This window comes from Dolichospermum sp. FACHB-1250 (assembly GCF_014696335.1).
Classification (GTDB): Bacteria; Cyanobacteriota; Cyanobacteriia; order Cyanobacteriales; family Nostocaceae; genus Dolichospermum; species Dolichospermum planctonicum.
Map to the genome: position 1 here is coordinate 37181 of NZ_JACJPZ010000019.1, position 16132 is coordinate 53312.

Sequence of the window (16132 nt, forward strand, 5' to 3'; positions counted from 1 at the left end):
AAAAGTTAGGGTTGTCATCCCGTCTCTGTTCTGCCAGATTACTATAATTACAAAAAATTAACCGTCTTTTGCCATTTAATGAATTACATTTAAATTTACCAGTGAGGAAGTGAGATAGCCGTGTCTTCTAGGACTTTTGAAAACAAACAACCACAACAGCAGGATTCATCTGGATTTGAGTTTTTTAAAGGAGTCGGTCAGATAACTGGGGGTACTCTCCTATTCATAACACTCCTATCAAGCTCCATTATAGCGGGGACACTAGTTGGTTTAGCCATTAGTTTCCGTAATTTACCAGATGTTAGACAAATTAAAAACTTTTTTCCTTCAGAAACAACTTACATATACGATATAAAAGGTAAACTTTTAACCAGTATCCACGGAGAAGCCAACCGAGAAGTAGTACCATTGGATAGAATTTCCCCCAACCTCAAACGCGCAGTTTTGGCCAGTGAAGATGGTCACTTTTACGATCATCATGGGATTAATCCTAGTGGAGTTGGCCGTGCTGTGGTAGTCAACATGGTAGCAGGTGGTGTCAAAGAAGGTGGTTCTACCATCACCATGCAATTGGTGAAAAACCTGTTTTTGTCTCAAAAACGGGCTTTTACGCGGAAATTAGCCGAGGCTGTACTAGCAATTCGTTTAGAGCAAATTCTCAGTAAAGACGAAATTCTGGAAATGTACCTCAATCAAGTTTATTGGGGTCATAACAACTACGGTGTGCAAACAGCAGCCCGCAGTTATTTTAACAAATCAGCAGAATATTTAACTTTAGGTGAATCAGCCATGATGGCTGGTTTAATTCAAGCACCAGAAGAGTTTAGCCCTTTTGCCAGCATGAAAATGGCCAAACAGAAACAAAAAGAAGTTTTGGGGCGGATGATAGAGTTAAATTGGATTACCCAAAAAGAACGGGATGATGCCCTCAAGCAAGAAATTAAACTTGGCAAAATCAGGTCTTTTCAAGGTAGCGCCTTACCTTACATTACCAATACTGTAGCCCAGGAGTTGGCGAAAAAATTTGGCCGGGAAGCCCTGCTCAAAGGGGGAATGCGCGTACAAACTACTGTTGATGCTAAATTCCAAGCCATGGCCGAAGAAACCATCAAAGAATGGCACCAAAAGCTTCAGTCCCAAGGGTTATCTAAGAATCAAATGGCCTTGGTAGCAATTGATCCTCGGACGCATTTTGTGAAAGCTCTAGTTGGTGGTGTAGATTATAAAACCAGTGAATTTAACCGAGCCACTCAAGCGCAACGTCAACCGGGTTCTTCCTTTAAGCCTTTTGTTTACTATGCTGCCTTTGCTACTGGTAAATATGCACCAGATACCACAGTCATAGATGCTCCAGTGGGTTATCAAGATGGTAATGGTTGGTACTACCCAAAAAACTATGATAGTAGTTTTGCTGGAGCAATGTCAATTCGCGCAGCCCTAGCCACTTCTCGGAATATCCCAGTGATTAAACTTGGTAAAGCAGTGGGAATGAATAAAGTCGTTGAAACCTGCCGGACTTTGGGTATTATGAGTCCAATGGAACCCGTTACCTCTTTACCTTTGGGTGCTATTGGTGTCACTCCCCTAGAAATGGCTAGTGCTTATGCTACCTTTGCTAATTATGGCTGGCAATCACCACCTACCGTAATTGTCCGCATTACAGATAGTGCTGGTAATGTCATTCTCGATAATACACCTAAACCTAAACAAGTTCTCGATTCTTGGGCATCAGCGGCGACCATTGATATTATGACTTCGGTAATTACTGAAGGCACGGGTAAAAATGCCGCCATAAACAGACCAGCCGCTGGGAAAACAGGAACTACATCCTCAGAAAAGGATATTTGGTTTGTGGGTACTGTGCCGCAACTAACTACTGCGGTCTGGGTAGGTAGGGACGACAGCAGACAATTAGCACGTGGAGCAACTGGTGGGGTAATGGTAGCCCCTATTTGGCGCGATTTTATGATGAAAGCACTTAAGGATGTGCCTGTAGAGAAGTTTAAGTCCCCCTCTCAGTTTCCACGTCCTAAGTCAAATTAATAGGTTAGTTGACAGGTGACAGTTGACAGTTGACAGTTGACAGTTGACAGTTGACAGTTGACAGTTGACAGTTGACAGTTGACAGTTGACAGTTGACAGTTGACAGTTGACAGTTGACAGTTGACAGGTGACAGTTGACAGTTGACAGTTGACAGTTGACAGTTGACAGGTGACAGGTGACAGGTGACAGTTGACAGTTGACAGTTGACAGTTGACAGGTGACAGGTGACAGGTGACAGTTGACAGTTGACAGGTGACAGGTGACAGGTGACAGTTGACAGGTGACAGTTGACAGTTGACAGTTGACAGTGGTGATGGGAAATTATTGTTACCCATTACCCATTACCCATTACCCATTACCCATTACCTATTACCCATTACCCATTACCTATATAATGGTCATTTTGTTTTTTCCAAGTCCGCTTTCATCCTTTCTAGTGTGACATTCATTTGCTCAAACATTTGTTGTGGAGTTACACCAAACTGACCTAATTGAGTTTTTAGCTGCTGTATAGTCATTTGGGCCATGAAATCCTCTGATAGCTCGAAACGCTTCATAAAGACGCGATATCTGTCCATCATAGATTCCATTTGCTCAATAAACAATTTCTTGCCCTCACGGTCAAATTTGCCGTAGCTGTTGCCAAGTTGAATCAGTGCTTGATAGTCTTCAAACAACTGCTTGGCCTCTTGCTGCACTATTTCCGAGTCGAAGAATCCCATTTTCCTTTAATTTAAATGATTACTATTAGTCCAGTAGGTGGAAATTTTGGCTCTACACCTTAATTTTAGTGTAGAAGATTCATATATAAAAACTAGGTTGGTTAAAGTAGGGTTTTTTACCGAAATTTCACTACTTGTTTTCTGAGCTTTGGAAGTAACTTGACAAATTATCCCACAAATTATATTAGGATGAGATCATGTTAATTAAGGAAAAAAACCGGATTATTGCGGCTATTTTAGCCTTTTCTGGGACAATAACGATTCCAGGCTTGCATAAGTTCTACTTGGGGCAACCACTTTGGGGAATAGTGTATGTTTTATTATCTTGGACACCTATTCCCAAGGTAGCTAGTGCTATTGAGTGGGTTTGGTATTTAACTCAAGATCAAGAGACTTTTGATCGTCATTTTAATTTGGGTAAAAGTCAAGGTCAGGTAACACCTCCTCAGAGTAATCAAGTAGAATCAGTAGCTAATGCTTTGCGGGAGTTGGACGCACTTCGTCAAGAAGGATTAGTTTCTGAGTATGAGTTTGAGCAAAAACGCCGCCGGATGTTAGATCAGATTTAGATAGGCTGTAGTGGAATAAATAATTTTTAGAAAAGTAGAAATACGTCGTAAATGTTTCAAGACCTTACTTTTACGACGGTAAGCTTTGGGATTTTTGAAAATCTGACCATTGCTACAAATAGAAGAGAGTTAAATTTATACCTTAACACCTTCCAATTCCTGATCAGTTAAATCATACAATTTTCGCAATTGATCTAATTTATCTCCATCAGCTTGCCATAAACCGCGTCCTGACGCTTCCAACATTCTCCCCAAAATATTCTTAAAAGCTTCAGGATTTGCTTTACGTAATTTTTCCGCCATTTCTGGATCTAAAGCATAAGTATCCGCGGCTTGATCATAAACCCAATCATCTTGAAAATCAGCAGTTCCACCCCAACCAATTAACGCCGTCATGCGTTGAGAAATTTCAAAAGCGCCACCAGAACCTTGATTAGCCATTGCGTCAGCCCATTTAGGATTTAATAACTTAGTTCTGTATTCCATGCGTAATAAATCATCTAAATTGCGGGGTGTGGTATCTTTAGAAAAACTTTCCACAAAACTGGCTTGTACCTTTTTACCACTTTGTTTTTCAGCGGCCTTTTTCAAACCGCCCGTATTGGCATAATATTCCTGAATATCAGTTAAACCATATTCTACCGAATCTATTTCTTGAACAATGCGATCGCTAGTTTTCAACAAAGTTTGTAATACCTCTGGTCTAGCTTGTCCCTTATCATTTCTCCCATAACTAAAGACATTACGACTTTCCCAAGTATTCCCCAAATCTTCCCCAGACTCCCAATTACCATCAACTACTCTATCATTAACCAAAGAACCGAAATCACCGGCAGGGTTAGAGAACAATCTAGCCGAATAATTTTCCACACCTTGAGCTTTTAAAGCCAAAGCGTGTTTTCTAATAAAATTCATGTCTTCTGGTTCATCAATTTCCGCAGCCCGTTGAAACAAATCATCCAACAACTCAATAATATTCACAAAACTATCCCGAAAAATACCCGATAGATTTGCTAACACATCAATGCGGGGATGTCCCACCTCAGCAAGAGGTTTTAAATCATATCTAACAATTCTTCCAGTTCCCTCCTTCACAGGTTCAGCGCCCACCAATTCCAAGAGAATCCCCAAAGATTCACCCTTAGTTTTAATAGCATCCAAACCCCATAATAAAACCGCCACAGTTTCAGGATATTTCTTATTTTCACTCAAAGACTGAGAAATAATTTTCTGAGCAATTTCCTTACCCCGTGCAAAAGCGGCTGGAGAAGGCATACGATAGGGATCTAAAGCGTGAATATTCCTTCCCGTCGGTAAAACACCAGCACCATCTCGTAACAAATCCCCACCAGGTGCGGGAAGAATAAACTCACCATTTAAACCCCTTAAAAGATTAGTTAACTCATCAGTAGATTGATTTAATAACCTTGTAATTTCCTCCTCCTCTCCGTGTTCTCTGTGCCTCTGTGGTTCGTTTCCAAAATAAGCATCCAAATAACCAGTTAACTCCTCCTGACTTGGTGCTGCACCTAAAGTATGTAAACCAGAGGAAAAAAGACGATTTTCCAGAACTTGCAAATACTCATATAACTTCACCAAATAATGATCAAAAGCGTGATTGCTGAACATTCTCACATTTTCCGGTGTAAAAGGAATCCCCAAGTTTTTCGCATCATCAAAAGGACAATCCACCTCCAAACCAGTATCAACAATCTTTTTACAAATTCCTTCCTTTAGCAGATAATTCTTGGCTGGATCTTCGCGGTATTCTGCAATTAAATCCCGTAAATTTACCAACTCCTTATATAAACCAGCGCGGCCATAGGGAGGAACATTATGAGAGATTAACACCCCATAACCGCGACGTTTAGCTAATATTGATTCTGAAGGATTATTTGCTGCGTAGATATAGAGATTTGGCAGATTTCCTAAAAGAATATCAGACCAGGAATAGCCGGTATTTCCTAAGGGTGAACCTGGCAACCATTCTACAGTTCCGTGCATTCCAAAATGGACAACAGCATCAGCTTGAAAATCATTTTGTAACCATTTATAATAAGCTGCATATTGAGGGTGGGGGGTGAGGTCTCTTTCAAACATTAACCGCATGGGATCACCTTGAATACCCAAAGGTGGCTGGACACCTATCCAGATGTTACCTAATTGCACACCACCAATATTAAACTCATCACCATAAGTTTTAATGCCGCTACCGGTGAGGTATTTCCATTGTTTTTCTATGCGAGATGTCAACAGATAGCCTAACCATTTTTCTAATGTTTTAGCATTCACCGTTGTCAGATCTTTTTTATTATTTTCTACTAAGGGATTAATTTCATCTGCTGCTTTAATTTGTCGAATTAATTCTTCTCCGTCTTCGGGAATATCACCAACTGTATAACCCTGTGCTTTCAGTGCATTTAGTAATTTAATTAAACTGCGGGGAACGTTTAATAATGCAGCAGTTCCCACCGCACCATAACCGGGGGGAAAACCATATAAAATAATGGCAATTTTTCGCGCAGAAATAGGTTTTTGTCCCAGGGAAACCCAGCTTTTGACTCTATTAGTTAAACGCTGTATTCTTTCAGGAATCAAATAAATTTGTTCACCGACTAAACCACCCAGGGGAATTGTATCAATTGCACCATCTAATTCTGGTAAGGCATATAAGACAACGCTTTGCAAACCGCCCACACCTTGGCGTGTCCAAGAATAAATATCTTGAATTAATAACGGTGCTGCGACGATATAAGGGACATTTTTGGCTGAGAGAATGCGTTTAGCTACTTCCACCTGTCTTCCCGCTTCCATAGAACCCGCAGGACCACCAACCAGGGGAAAACCGATGGTAGAAACTATGGCATTAATTTTTACCGCTTCTGAGGAAAGTGAAGGCGTTTCCAGATTACCTTGTTGACGCTGTTGGGTTTCGTAGTCGCTGGTCATCCAATCTCTGACGGCTACGTGACCTTCTACACCGTTGATAAAGATGGGTAGGGGGATTAACCCTGTTTTTTCAAAATGCCGTATCAGTTGGGGAATATAGGGCAGTTTGGTGATTACGTGCTTTCTGTAAAGTAGAATACCAATAACTGGCTTTGTGGGGTGGACATCTTGCCCGCCTTTCTTAGGCAGGTGAGACACTCGCCCTACAAGATACCATTGTAAATACTCACGGGGTGAGGTAAAAAAACCTGGATAGTCGGGATGTAATAAGCCCATGTTGGGAGTTTCCGTGGGTGGTGGTATATCTCCAACTTTTAAATCTAAGTATTTTTCTGCAATTGTCCAAAATAAGGAAGCGACATTTTCTGAACCGCCGGCGTTCCAATAACCATAGATAATTAACCAGTTGCGTAGGTCTTGGACTTTTTGGACTGGGATAAATTTTAATAACTTAGGTCCGATTTTCAGGAAACTGATATAACCGGCAAGTTTGTCTTCTTCTTTACCATTAGTGAATTTATCAAGAATGAATTTAATCGGTTTAGGCATTCCTGCGGGTTTGTCACCGATAGCAAATGCACCGATTTTCGTTAAACTAATTAATTCTAGTGCTGACTCGAAAATGAGACGAATGGGAATATTAACGATACGCTCCCGCAACCACATAACTTGGTCATAATCAAAGATTAAACTACCAAAGAAGACATCTGCATTTTTAAGTGCTGTTTCTACTTCGGTGCTGTTTGTGGTAATATTGCGATCGCTGAAAACTCGAATATCCAAATCTGGACAGCGAGAACTAGCTAAACTAGCCGCTGTTCGGTATAAGTCCGCGTTAAAGGATTCAAATCCAGCAATTAAGACAATGCGTTTCATCATGCTTTGGCTACGAAATATTTCTTTACCTTAATCTTAAACATTTTTGGGGATTAATGGGGGTTTGAAACGGAATCTCTACCTAAAGCAATTAATTTATCGCGTTTGGCTAAAGCGTGAAAGCTTACTGAGGGATAACCGCTCCCATGCTCCCATTGAAGTAAGAAATAAATCTTTAGACTTGTCTAGGTTTTATATAGCAGATTAAAATCATATCTATCCTTTTTGGAAATACATTAACAAGTAGTGGATCATTGAAATACCAGTAAAGTTACCCAAGGAGATACAAATGAAATACGGCATTGACATTGGTCACAACTGCCCACCCGATAGTGGTGCAAGCGGCATAAGATCGGAAGATAGGTTAACAATGGAGGTAGGCAATAAGGTTATAGATAAATTAGAAAGTTTAGGACATACAGTCATTCCCTGTAAACCCAATAGCGCCAGTACAGTAAATCGTTCTTTAGGTAGCCGCTGTGATAAAGCCAATAATAACCGAGTAGATTTTTTTGTATCTATTCATTTTAATGCCTTTAATGGTCAAGCCAATGGGACTGAAGTATTTGCGATTAGCGACGGTGGCAGAAAAGTTGCCCAAAAAGTATTAGATGAAATTGTCAAATTAGGCTTTTTTAATCGTGGTGTTAAAAGTGGTTCTCACTTGTATGTTCTTAGAAGAACAAATATGCCGGGAATTCTTATAGAGGGTTGCTTCATTGATTCTGCCAAAGATATGCAAATATATGATGGTGAAGCAATGGCCAACGCCATAGTTGCTGGGTTAACAGGTAAAGCAGCAAATACTCCTGCAAATCCTGTTCCTAATGTACCTGTAAATCCTGTTCCTAATGCTCCTGCAAATTCTGTGATAGATGAAGAACAGAATAAAGATAAGAGCATTCTGAGACTACAACAGAGTTTAAATCGTCTGAAAATTACAGATAAAAATAATCGCCCCTTAACAGAAGATAATAGCATGGGACCGGCGACATCTTCGGCAATAGAAAAATTCCAGAGAATTGTGGGAGTTTTACCAACGGGAATAGCGGGTAATACCACCTGGGATGCTATTAATCAAATATTAGCTAAACGGGTGATTCAAGGAACTCATGCCAGTGGTGTGATTATTAAATATTTGCAATACCGTGTAGGTGCTGATCCTGATGGTATTTATGGTCCAAAAACAGAAGCAGCAATCAAGAAATTTCAACAGCAAAACGGTTTAACTGCTGATGGTATTGTTGGGTCAATGAGTTGGCAGAAATTGATAAATTAGTATCAACTTTTTATAGATTCCCGACCTCTTTAAGAAGTCGGGGATCTGAGTTTTTACCTGCTGGCAACTCTCTTGCCTTCGTTTCCTGAAGATTCCTTCGTGGTTTATCCTTTCGTGACTTGTACGTAAGTCTTATGACTCCTGAATTATCTAAAATAGACTGTATTTTTTGAACCAACTTGAGTTAGAATGTAATATCCTAAAATATAGACTTATTCATCATCAGCGAGAAATCCGCACCCAAAATCAGGTAAGCGTCGCGCTAGGATGTAAGACATTAACGGCATCATCTCAGACTATCAGTTAATTATGGAAAATTCCCCCATCAAGGCAGTTCAAGCTTCTTACTACGGCGACAGTTCCTTCCGCACACCGCCGCCAGATTTGCCTTCTCTACTGTTAAAAGAGCGAATTGTCTATCTGGGAATGCCTTTAGTTTCAGCAGACGAATACAAGCGTCAAATGGGTGTTGATGTAACAAAGCTGATTATTGCTCAGTTACTCTATCTGAAATTTGACAACCCAGACAAGCCGATCTTCTTTTACATCAATTCTACGGGTACATCTTGGTACACAGGTGATGCCATTGGTTATGAGACGGAAGCCTTTGCCATTTGTGATACCATTAATTATATCAAGACCCCTGTACATACAATTTGCATTGGTCAAGCTTTGGGAACAGCAGCGCTGATTCTATCAGCCGGAACTAAAGGCCATAGAGCTAGTTTACCTCATGCCACTATTGTCCTCAATCAACCTCGCAGTGGCACAAGGGGTCAAGCAACAGATATTCAAATTTACGCTAAGGAAGTGTTAGCAAACAAAACAGCTATCCTGGATATTTTCTCGAAAAATACTGGACAGCCCCCCGAAAAAATTGCCAAGGATACTGAGCGAATGTTTTATTTAACTCCCCAACAAGCTAAAGAATACGGATTAATTGACCGTGTTTTAGAAAGCATGAAGGATCTACCCAAACCTTTACCAGTAATTGCTTAACTTATTTACAATCATCCCTTATTTCTTCTAATTATCCATGATGCCTGTTGATTCAGCACTTCGAGTACCTTATAACATTCCTGGTAGTAATCAGTGGCAATGGGTTAGTATTGGTCAACGCATGGCTCAGGAACGCATTCTTTTCTTGAACCAGCCACTTACTACCAATGTGGCCAATTCCCTCGTTTCCTCAATACTGTATCTGGAGTCAGAGGATCAAACTAAACCCATCTACCTTTATATCAATTCTCTCGGTGATCCTGTCCTAGCTGGTATGGATGAAACCGCTGGTATGATGTCAATTAAGGCCTGTTTGGCAATCTACGACACAATACAGTACATTAAGTCAGAAATTGTCACTATCTGCTTAGGTCAAGCCGTGGGTATGGCCGCCTTAATTTTATCATCGGGAAGGAAAGGCAAAAGATTTAGTTTACCTCATGCGAATATCGCCCTGACTCAGTTTAGTGTGGCTACTCGCGGTCAAGCAACCGATATTCAAGTTAACGCTGAAGAAGTTTTGCTGAAAAAATCGGTGATTATTGATATTTTTTGCCAAAATACGGGACAAACAGCCGAAAAAATCTCGAAAGATAGTGAACGTATTTTCTATATGACTCCCCAGGAAGCACAGGAATACGGAATAATTGATCGGGTGCTGGAAAGTACCAAGAATTTAGCAAAATCTCTTCCAGTTTGATCTCAATTGACAATTACGGAAAATCTACAGTTCTATCTTCATAGTCTCTACTAAAATTGTCCTATGCCTATTGGTATTCCCAAAGTTCCTTATCGTCTCCCTGGTAGCAGCTACGAACAATGGATCGATCTCGAAGATCGTCTATTTCGGGAGCGGATTATTTTCTTGACAGAGGAAGTAGATGATGGTATTGCTAATGCCATTGTCGCTTACTTACTTTATTTAGATTCCGAGGATCAGAGTAAGCCAATTTATTTGTATATCAATTCTCCCGGTGGTTCTGTAACGGCAGGTTTGGCGATTTACGACACAATGCAGCACATCAAATCTGAGGTGGTGACAATTTGTGTCGGTTTGGCTGCGTCCATGGGGTCTTTTCTTTTGGCTGCGGGAACTAAAGGTAAACGCATGGCTTTACCTCACTCCCGGATTATGATTCATCAACCTTCCGGTGGTACTCGTGGACAAGCTTCTGATATCGAAATCGAAGCTAGGGAGATTTTACGGCTACGTCACCAATTAAATCAAATTTATGTTGATAAGACTGGTCAAACTTTAGAGAAAATTGAGAAAGATATGAATCGTGACTTTTTTATGTCTGCTCAAGAAGCTCAGGAATATGGTTTAATTGATCGGGTGATTGAAGAACGTATTTAGATAGTAGGAAATAATTCAAAATTCAAGATGTAAAGTTCATTTGAATTTTGAATTTTGAATTTTGAATTGGAGTTAAGCCAACATGGATCTTCAAGATTGCTATCGTTTATTGGGTTTAAAGTCGGGAGCTTCTTTTGCGGATGTGAAAGCGTCCTATCGCCGATTGGTACAGCAATATCATCCTGATATTAATCCAGATGATCTCAAAGCAAAAGATAAATTTATTGCGGTGAATGAGGCTTATAAGTTCCTGCAAATGATCTTATCACCAGAGGAAATTAAGCCACAGTCTCATGACCTGAAAACTCAGGTTTCTGGTTTTTCAGAAGTGAAAACGCAGGTAACAACAGCAAATATCAAAGTTACATCTCACCCAGCAAATTTGCAGGATATCGAACAACGGTTAAAATGGAAGACGTATGAACAATTACAGCGGTTTTTACAAGCAAGACGTTTTCCCCAAGCGATCGCTTTAGCGGAAGCTTTACTGGCACGTTTACCAGCAGATGTAGAAGTGCGTCAATGGTTAGCGATCGCTTATCAAATCTGGGGACAAGCGTTAATTACAGAAAAACAATTCCCAAAGGCCAGAATTTATCTGAAAAAAGCCTTAAAAACCGACCCAGACAATAAAGCTTTATGGTCTGAAGTTCAGCAGGATTTTCAGCGTTTGGGAGTTTAGGTAATGGCCATGGAAAAATTATATGTCTAAATCTGTGATTACTATCACCGTTAAGTTATTTGCTGCTTATCAAGAAGCCTATGGAGTCTCTGAATTGATCTGGGATTTTCCTGATGGTACAATAGTTAAGTCGGTATGCGATCGCTTAATTACTGAACATCCAGAACTGACGCAGTGGAGTCAAATAACTCGCTTTGGTGTTAATTTACAATTTGTGGAAGCAGATACCATTCTTCAAAATGGTGACGAAGTGGTTTTAATTCCGCCGGTGAATGGTGGTTAATAAGGACATATTCAAATACATTAAAAATAAATTACATATCATTAAATATGATTAAGTTAATTTTTACAGCTATTTTAATAATTTTCCTGACAGGTTGTACTAGTATTGCCTTATTACCAACACCAGAATTAGTGCAAAAAGCGATCGCATTCCAGCTAGAACAAACCCAACAGCAACTTAACCAACAGCTAGATTTAAACTTGCAAAAATTTGATATTCAGCGGATATCTATTACTCAACAACAACCGTTGACCATTGGAAACTTACCAGCTTACCGGGTACAGGGAAATTATGACCTGACTGTGAAATTGCCAAAACGCAGTTTTAAACAAGTGCAAAAACCCTTTGAGGTTTATCTGCAAATTCAGAAAGAAGGTAAAAGTTGGCGGTTATTAATACCAGAAAAAAACTGTCAATATCCTCAAATAAAAGGCAAAAGTTACTTAATTCTTTAAACGTTAAAAGTTCGGTATTTTTGGATAATAGTTAATAAATTCGTCACTGACTGTGTGGGCTTCTCAGGAGAATATGAATAAATTTACGACCGCTATAATCGAAAATTCCCAAGCCATGATAGATTAAACCTCTATCAATAGATATAAATTACAAAAAAACACTAATTAGGTATTGGCAGTTTTCAAGATTGCCTATATATTATATTTCAAGATTGCATCTCCAGAAGGATTTTATGGTAATTCAAAAACCGCAATGGTTTAAAACTGCTTTCCAAATCAAAGGTTCAGTAATTACTGCTATTTATCAACGGGTGATTTTAACTGGGGCTTTTGGAGTATTAGTTTCTGTACTTTATTATAGTAAAGTCCCGGTTTCTCAACCCATTTTAGCTAGTGTTATTCCTAGTATAGTCTTAGGTTTATTATTAGTATTTCGGACAAATACAGCTTATGAACGTTTTTGGGAAGGGAGAAAATGCTGGGGTTCAATGGTTAATACTATCCGCAATTTAGCCCGACAAATCTGGGTATGTATTGATGAAAAACGACCGGAAGATAAAGATAATAAAATTGATGCTTTAAATTTACTGGTAGCTTTTGGAATAGCGACAAAATTGCATTTACGAAGTGAACCTATCAATAGTGATTTAGAAGCATTAATACCCGAATCTAAATATATCAAATTAAAGATTATTAATAATCCTCCTTTAGAAATTGCTTTTTGGATTAGTGATTATTTACAACAGCAGTATAATCGTAATTGTCTCAATAGTTATCAAATGGCTTCTTTGCAAGAATTGTTGAATATTTTGGTAGATAATTTAGGTGCGTGTGAACGAATTTTAAAAACACCCATGCCCCTTGCTTATGCTATTCACCTTAAACAATTATTGTTTTTATACTGCTTCCTTTTGCCATTTCAAATAGTAGAGAGTTTGGGTTGGTGGACTGGGTTAATTTCTGCTTTAGTCAGTTTTACCTTATTCGGTATTGAAGCCATTGGTTTAGAAATTGAAAACCCCTTTGGTTATGATGAAAATGACTTACCTTTAGACGCAATTTGCAAAACTATGAAACGGAATATTGATGATATCATCAGCTTAACTCCTAGTGTGCAAAAATCATAATCAGATGGGAAACTGCTGTAATTTATCAGTTTTTATCAGTTTTTATCTGCGTTAATCTGCGGTTAATGATTCTCAAAATTAGATTCTGTGAGTTTGATTATAAACGGAGACACTCCCTCAACAAATGCCTGAGTAGATTCATAGGGCATAACATTTTTACCAGTTATTTTTATTCCCTGACTTTGAGATACACAATTGAGATAATGCGCTAATCTTTGATCTGGACTTTCTTGTTTGCTTTCTTTACTAATACCCAGGGAGTTTTGTCCCATAACTAACAATGTAGGATAGGGAATTGCAGCAATATCACTACTGTAGTCTCTTTGCCAAAACCTGGCTAAAAAAGCAAATACTGCATAACGTCCATTAATATTTTTAGCATCTGCTTCCAGCATATTTAACCATTCATCATCAACATTTTCACTAGCAGCAAACAATTTTTCCACCGAGAAAGAATACAAAAACTTACGGGTGCGAGCATAGCGGAAAAAAGCATTACCTATGGGGGATGTAAAAATGCTCCAAAGTAGATTTTGTTGCCATTTAGGGGCGTTTTTAGTAATTACTGGCCAAGATGTAGGATCAGAAAATACTAACCCAGCAATTAATTCTTTTTCCAGTTTGACTAATTCAATAGCAACTGGTAATAAAGCCCCTTGCACTACGATAATAACAGGTTTTTTGACCACAGTTTGCAAGAAGTATTGTAACTGTTTTGCCCAGTTAATTGGTTTGTGTGCTAGAGGTGGCATATCACTTTCACCACAACCCAGTAAATCGGGATTGTAAATAGGATTTTGGTGATTTTTATCATACCATTCTCGGCAGAATCGCTGCCAAAATTGCCGTGATAATCCTACTCCTATGGGATGAATTAACAGTAAAGGAATACCCGTTGCTGGAGAATTGAGCGGTTGATGAATTTCGTAAGCACAGCGGTAATTTTGCCACAGATAATATTGGGTAGGAGATGCTGTTTTAGATTTAGATAAGGACATAATTTTAAGTTTTTATAGGGGGAGTTTTAAGAATTGCTAAAAAATGATGCGGGGATGAATAAATTGATAACCAGCATCTTTAAGTTTTTGATTGGATACCCAGGCATTATAGGGGCGGATATTTTTATTATTTGCATCCCAAATAACATTAGGTAAATTATTTTTTGTCATCAGATTATCAAGTAATTCTTTATTCGTGAGATGACTATCATCAACAAGATTATAAATACCTTCTAAGCGATGTTCACGGGCAAATTCTATAGTACCAACTATATCATCAAGGTGAATCCAATTGGTGATATCTTCGCCATTACCAGCGCGGGTTGTTCCTGCGGCTCTAGCAAATATTTTTACCAATTCTCTACCGGGTCCATAAATACCGCCTAAACGTAAAATACACACGCGGGTATTTTCATTATTTGCTGATAATAATATGTCTTCTGTTTTTCGTAGCAGTTGAGAATTGCGATTAGCTGGTGCTGGTGGACTTTCTTCGTCTACCCATACGCCATTTCTATCTCCATAAATTGAATAACTACCTGTATATATTACTTGACGAACATTAGGAAATTTGGGAAGTAGAGAAACTAGATTTTTAGCAGTTTCTACATAGGTTTCTTCATAGGAATCGGCGTTTTTTGCCCCTACACTTAATAAGACAACATTCTGATTTTTTAATACGGCTTTTAACCCTACTAAATCGTTACCTGGAGTGACAATAACTTTGGGTGCAATTGTTTCTAAAACTGGTATACGTTCTGGGCTAGTTGTGGTGACAGTCAGCAGAAAATTACTGTTTGACTGCCAATATTTGCCAACTGCATAACCTACGTAACCACAACCGATGATTGCAATATTCATGATGTTTAATAGAACTAAAATAAATTCAACTATTTTTAAGAATTACCAGTTAATAATCAAATAGTACAGGAATATGCAAGTTTTTAACTAATGGCTATTAGGTTAACTTTTTATTTCTGCCTATTCATATCTATAACGGTAGGTTGACTTGGTTTTTTGCTTTTTAGCGACTAGATTTGATTTTAGGTATGAATTGTACCATCTGGCATGATCGCTCCGGCTAAGTTAGCACCAATTAATTTTACCAGCAAGCGATCGCCAGAACGAATTCTTGCCCCTGTCAAATCAGCGCCCCGCAAATCAGCCCCGCTGAAATCCGCACCAACCAAATTTGCCGAGCGTAAATTTGCCTCTCTTAAATCTGCTAAAAGTAAGTTAGCTCTAAATAAATTGGCTTCTGACAAATTCGCACCTCTCAAAATCACTTTGTGCATAAAAGTATCACTGAGATTAGACCTGCTTAAATTAGCATAACTCAAGTTTCTTCCTGATAAGTCCCGATTACTCAAGTTAGCGCGACTAAAATCTTTACCACTCAAATCTGAATTTGGCTGTGGTTGTTGATAGGTTGTTTTTGGTGAGTAAGAGTAAGTTTTGGATGGTTTATCTGGTTGAGAATTAGGGGAAAGCGGCTGTTTATCTCCTAAAGAGCGCAATTTATCCCGCGCCATATTCAATGATTTCAGCTTTTCCTGAGCTTTGTGCTGTAAACGCAGATTGTCTTTTGGGAGGCGGTCTGGGTGCCAAACAAACACTAAATCTTTATAAGCCTGATTTATTTCTTCCAGTGTGGCCCCCGGCTCTAATTCCAAGATTCTGTAGTACCGCTCCAATTCGCTCGTCATGATATATTAGTGAAGATGAAGATAATAATTGAACAAATGATGGGTTATGCAGTCATTTGTTCAGTATAACGATTGATTGCTGCTGC

General features: G+C 39.0%; 15 protein-coding genes. 10 read left to right on the forward strand and 5 right to left on the reverse strand.

Annotated features, from left to right (window positions below; all coding sequences use genetic code 11):
- Positions 1-120: 120 nt before the first annotated feature.
- Complete coding sequence (locus tag H6F39_RS08810) at positions 121-2043, forward strand: transglycosylase domain-containing protein (RefSeq protein ID WP_137907682.1); 1923 nt, start codon at positions 121-123, stop codon at positions 2041-2043.
- A 399-nt stretch (positions 2044-2442) separates the two neighbouring features.
- Here the strand turns inward: H6F39_RS08810 and H6F39_RS08815 are convergent, their stop codons facing one another.
- Positions 2443-2766: a DUF1825 family protein gene (locus tag H6F39_RS08815; protein ID WP_137907684.1), complete on the reverse strand. Its 324-nt coding sequence runs from the start codon at positions 2764-2766 to the stop codon at positions 2443-2445.
- A 197-nt stretch (positions 2767-2963) separates the two neighbouring features.
- On the opposite strand from H6F39_RS08815, the gene H6F39_RS08820 reads away from it, so the two are divergent.
- Positions 2964-3335, forward strand: a complete 372-nt coding sequence (locus H6F39_RS08820; RefSeq protein ID WP_137907685.1) for an NINE protein — start codon at positions 2964-2966, stop codon at positions 3333-3335.
- 135 nt (positions 3336-3470) lie between these two features.
- On the opposite strand, the gene bchH is transcribed toward H6F39_RS08820, so the two are convergent.
- Positions 3471-7160, reverse strand: a complete 3690-nt coding sequence (bchH, locus tag H6F39_RS08825; protein ID WP_137907733.1) for a magnesium chelatase subunit H — start codon at positions 7158-7160, stop codon at positions 3471-3473.
- 289 nt (positions 7161-7449) lie between these two features.
- Here bchH and H6F39_RS08830 point away from each other — a divergent pair, with 289 nt between their 5' ends.
- From H6F39_RS08830 to H6F39_RS08865, 8 genes are all read left to right on the forward strand, one after another.
- Entirely contained in the window at positions 7450-8439 is a 990-nt protein-coding gene (locus H6F39_RS08830; RefSeq protein ID WP_137907686.1) for an N-acetylmuramoyl-L-alanine amidase, read from the forward strand.
- A gap of 309 nt (positions 8440-8748) precedes the next feature.
- Positions 8749-9438, forward strand: a complete 690-nt coding sequence (locus H6F39_RS08835) for an ATP-dependent Clp protease proteolytic subunit (protein ID WP_028083913.1) — start codon at positions 8749-8751, stop codon at positions 9436-9438.
- A 40-nt stretch (positions 9439-9478) separates the two neighbouring features.
- Positions 9479-10138 (forward strand): ATP-dependent Clp protease proteolytic subunit, encoded by a 660-nt coding sequence (locus H6F39_RS08840; protein WP_028083912.1) that lies wholly within the window; start codon positions 9479-9481, stop codon positions 10136-10138.
- A gap of 63 nt (positions 10139-10201) precedes the next feature.
- Entirely contained in the window at positions 10202-10795 is a 594-nt protein-coding gene (locus tag H6F39_RS08845; protein ID WP_137907687.1) for an ATP-dependent Clp protease proteolytic subunit, read from the forward strand.
- Positions 10796-10877: 82 nt separating this feature from the next.
- Positions 10878-11477, forward strand: coding sequence for a J domain-containing protein (locus H6F39_RS08850; RefSeq protein ID WP_190396564.1), 600 nt, complete (start codon positions 10878-10880; stop codon positions 11475-11477).
- A gap of 22 nt (positions 11478-11499) precedes the next feature.
- The gene (locus tag H6F39_RS08855) at positions 11500-11760 is read left to right on the forward strand and encodes a MoaD/ThiS family protein (protein ID WP_028083909.1); all 261 of its coding nucleotides are present in this window, start codon (positions 11500-11502) and stop codon (positions 11758-11760) included.
- 47 nt (positions 11761-11807) lie between these two features.
- On the forward strand, positions 11808-12215 hold the full coding sequence (locus tag H6F39_RS08860) for a hypothetical protein (RefSeq protein ID WP_137907690.1): 408 nt from the start codon (positions 11808-11810) through the stop codon (positions 12213-12215).
- 233 nt (positions 12216-12448) lie between these two features.
- The gene (locus H6F39_RS08865) at positions 12449-13342 is read left to right on the forward strand and encodes a bestrophin family protein (protein ID WP_137907691.1); all 894 of its coding nucleotides are present in this window, start codon (positions 12449-12451) and stop codon (positions 13340-13342) included.
- 62 nt (positions 13343-13404) lie between these two features.
- Here H6F39_RS08865 and H6F39_RS08870 read toward each other — a convergent pair whose 3' ends face one another.
- The 3 genes from H6F39_RS08870 to H6F39_RS08880 form a co-directional block, all read right to left on the reverse strand.
- On the reverse strand, positions 13405-14340 hold the full coding sequence (locus H6F39_RS08870) for an alpha/beta fold hydrolase (RefSeq protein WP_137907692.1): 936 nt from the start codon (positions 14338-14340) through the stop codon (positions 13405-13407).
- Between the two features lie 36 nt (positions 14341-14376).
- Positions 14377-15201: an SDR family oxidoreductase gene (locus H6F39_RS08875; RefSeq protein WP_137907693.1), complete on the reverse strand. Its 825-nt coding sequence runs from the start codon at positions 15199-15201 to the stop codon at positions 14377-14379.
- Positions 15202-15383: 182 nt separating this feature from the next.
- Positions 15384-16046, reverse strand: coding sequence for a pentapeptide repeat-containing protein (locus H6F39_RS08880; protein ID WP_137907694.1), 663 nt, complete (start codon positions 16044-16046; stop codon positions 15384-15386).
- Positions 16047-16132: the final 86 nt, after the last annotated feature.

Excerpts from the sequence above, each read along its gene's own strand:
- H6F39_RS08830 (WP_137907686.1), top strand. The coding sequence starts at position 7,450 with ATGAAATACGGCATTGACATTGGTCACAACTGCCCACCCGATAGTGGT.
- bchH (WP_137907733.1), bottom strand. The coding sequence starts at position 7,160 with ATGAAACGCATTGTCTTAATTGCTGGATTTGAATCCTTTAACGCGGAC.
- H6F39_RS08870 (WP_137907692.1), bottom strand. The coding sequence starts at position 14,340 with ATGTCCTTATCTAAATCTAAAACAGCATCTCCTACCCAATATTATCTG.
- H6F39_RS08860 (WP_137907690.1), top strand. The coding sequence starts at position 11,808 with ATGATTAAGTTAATTTTTACAGCTATTTTAATAATTTTCCTGACAGGT.
- H6F39_RS08855 (WP_028083909.1), top strand. The coding sequence starts at position 11,500 with ATGTCTAAATCTGTGATTACTATCACCGTTAAGTTATTTGCTGCTTAT.
- H6F39_RS08880 (WP_137907694.1), bottom strand. The coding sequence starts at position 16,046 with ATGACGAGCGAATTGGAGCGGTACTACAGAATCTTGGAATTAGAGCCG.
- H6F39_RS08835 (WP_028083913.1), top strand. The coding sequence starts at position 8,749 with ATGGAAAATTCCCCCATCAAGGCAGTTCAAGCTTCTTACTACGGCGAC.
- H6F39_RS08850 (WP_190396564.1), top strand. The coding sequence starts at position 10,878 with ATGGATCTTCAAGATTGCTATCGTTTATTGGGTTTAAAGTCGGGAGCT.
- H6F39_RS08815 (WP_137907684.1), bottom strand. The coding sequence starts at position 2,766 with ATGGGATTCTTCGACTCGGAAATAGTGCAGCAAGAGGCCAAGCAGTTG.
- H6F39_RS08865 (WP_137907691.1), top strand. The coding sequence starts at position 12,449 with ATGGTAATTCAAAAACCGCAATGGTTTAAAACTGCTTTCCAAATCAAA.
- H6F39_RS08820 (WP_137907685.1), top strand. The coding sequence starts at position 2,964 with ATGTTAATTAAGGAAAAAAACCGGATTATTGCGGCTATTTTAGCCTTT.
- H6F39_RS08875 (WP_137907693.1), bottom strand. The coding sequence starts at position 15,201 with ATGAATATTGCAATCATCGGTTGTGGTTACGTAGGTTATGCAGTTGGC.
- H6F39_RS08840 (WP_028083912.1), top strand. The coding sequence starts at position 9,479 with ATGCCTGTTGATTCAGCACTTCGAGTACCTTATAACATTCCTGGTAGT.
- H6F39_RS08845 (WP_137907687.1), top strand. The coding sequence starts at position 10,202 with ATGCCTATTGGTATTCCCAAAGTTCCTTATCGTCTCCCTGGTAGCAGC.